This window comes from Microbacterium sp. Bi128 (assembly GCF_918698205.1).
Genome location: NZ_CAKKMM010001018.1, coordinates 1 through 1,858 on the forward strand (window position 1 = coordinate 1; position 1,858 = coordinate 1,858).

The window sequence follows — 1,858 nt, forward strand, 5'->3', positions numbered from 1 at the left end:
GGCGGCCTGCAAGGACGCGGGAATCGAAATCGCGTCGGTGCTGCCCGTGCTGCGCTGGTCCGGCCCGGACGAGGACGCACGCGAGGCGGCCGTCCGCTACTGGAAACGCGCCATCCAGATCACCGTGGACCTGGGCGTTGGCACCATGAACACCGAATTCAGCGGCCGGCCGGAGAAGGCCGAAGAATCCGAGCGGGCCTTCTACCGCTCCATGGAGGAGCTGCTCCCCATCATCGAGCGGGAGGGGATCGACCTGCTGATCGATCCGCACCCGGACGACTTCGTCGAGGAGGGCCTGGCCGCGATCCGCGTGATCCGCGGGCTGAACTCGAAGAATGTTGGCCTGGTCTACGTGGCCTCGCACAGCTTCCACATGAAGAACGCACCGCTGGAGATCATGCGGGCCGCGGGCGACAAGCTGCGCCTGGTCCACGTCGCCGACACGATGGACCACCACGCCTCACACGGGCTGCGCTACATCACCAACCCGCCCGGCAACCCCGTCCGCGTGCACCAGCACCTGAAAATCGGCGACGGCGACGTCAACTGGGACGAGTTCTTCGGCGGCCTGCAGGAGATCGGCTTCCTGGACCGTGAAGATACGGTGATGGTCTCCAGCGTCTTCGCCGAGGACGACCACGCCGCGGACGTCTCCCGGTACCAGCTGGAGACCATGAAACAGCGCGTCGCGAAGGCGAGCCTATGACGGCGCCCGTCGCCGAGGTGGCACGGCCCGTCAACCACAAACGGGCCCTCCGGACCGCGACGATCGTCTCCACTTTCGGCGGACTGCTCTTCGGCTACGACACCGGCGTGATCAACGGCGCTTTGCCGTACATGCAGGTGGACCTGGGCCTCACGCCACTGACCGAAGGGCTCGTGACCTCCTCGCTGCTGTTCGGGGCGGCCTTTGGCGCCCTCTTCGGCGGGCGCCTGGCGGACCGCCACGGCCGGCGCAAAATGATCATGGTGCTGGCCGTGGTGTTCCTCGCCGGCACCCTTGCGTGTACCTTCGCGCCGAACACGGAGGTGATGATCCTGGCACGCCTGATCCTCGGCCTGGCCGTGGGCGGGGCCTCGGTGACGGTGCCGGTGTACCTGGCTGAGGTCTCACCGAGTACCCGTCGCGGACGAATTGTCACCCAAAACGAGCTGATGATCGTCACGGGCCAGCTGCTGGCCTTCATGTTCAACGCCTACCTCGGCAACAGCTTCGGCGAGGCCGGCGGGATCTGGCGCTGGATGCTGGTCATCGCAACCCTGCCGGCGATCGCGCTCTGGGTCGGCATGAACTTCATGCCCGAAAGCCCGCGCTGGCTGGCATCGATGGGCAGCTTCGGCGAAACCCTCAGTGTGCTGCAGCGGATCCGCTCCCAGTCCGAGGCCAGGGCTGAATTTGAAGAAGTCAAGGCCATGGCCGTTGAGGACTACAAGGCCAAGATGGGCTCCTGGAAGGACCTCAGTGTTCCGTGGCTCCGGCACATCTTCATGGTGGGGATCGGGCTCGCGGTCATCCAGCAGATCACGGGCGTCAACTCGATCATGTACTACGGCACGCAGATCCTCGCCGAGTCCGGATTCGGCCGCGAAGCGGCCCTCACCGCCAACATCGCCAACGGCGTCATCTCCGTTCTCGCCACGTTTCTGGGCATCTGGCTGCTGGGCAAAGTGGGACGGCGGAGGATGCTCATCACTGGCCAGCTCGGCACCACGACGGCGCTGTTCCTGATCGGCGTCTTCTCTCTCATCCTCCCCGAGGGCCCCGCCCGGGGCTTCGTCATCCTGGCCCTGACCGTGACATTCCTGGCCTTCCAGCAAGGTGCAATCTCACCGGTCACCTGGCTGATGCTCTCAGAGA

The 1,858-nt window shown here is 65.7% G+C and carries 2 protein-coding genes; both read left to right on the forward strand.

Going from position 1 to position 1,858, the window contains the following annotated elements:
* The coding region (locus LQV45_RS29245; RefSeq protein WP_230010564.1) for a sugar phosphate isomerase/epimerase family protein at positions 1-706 on the forward strand (706 nt) is incomplete at its 5' end.
* The coding region (locus LQV45_RS29250) for a sugar porter family MFS transporter (RefSeq protein ID WP_230010567.1) at positions 703-1,858 on the forward strand (1,156 nt) is incomplete at its 3' end. The genes LQV45_RS29245 and LQV45_RS29250, both read left to right, overlap by 4 nt.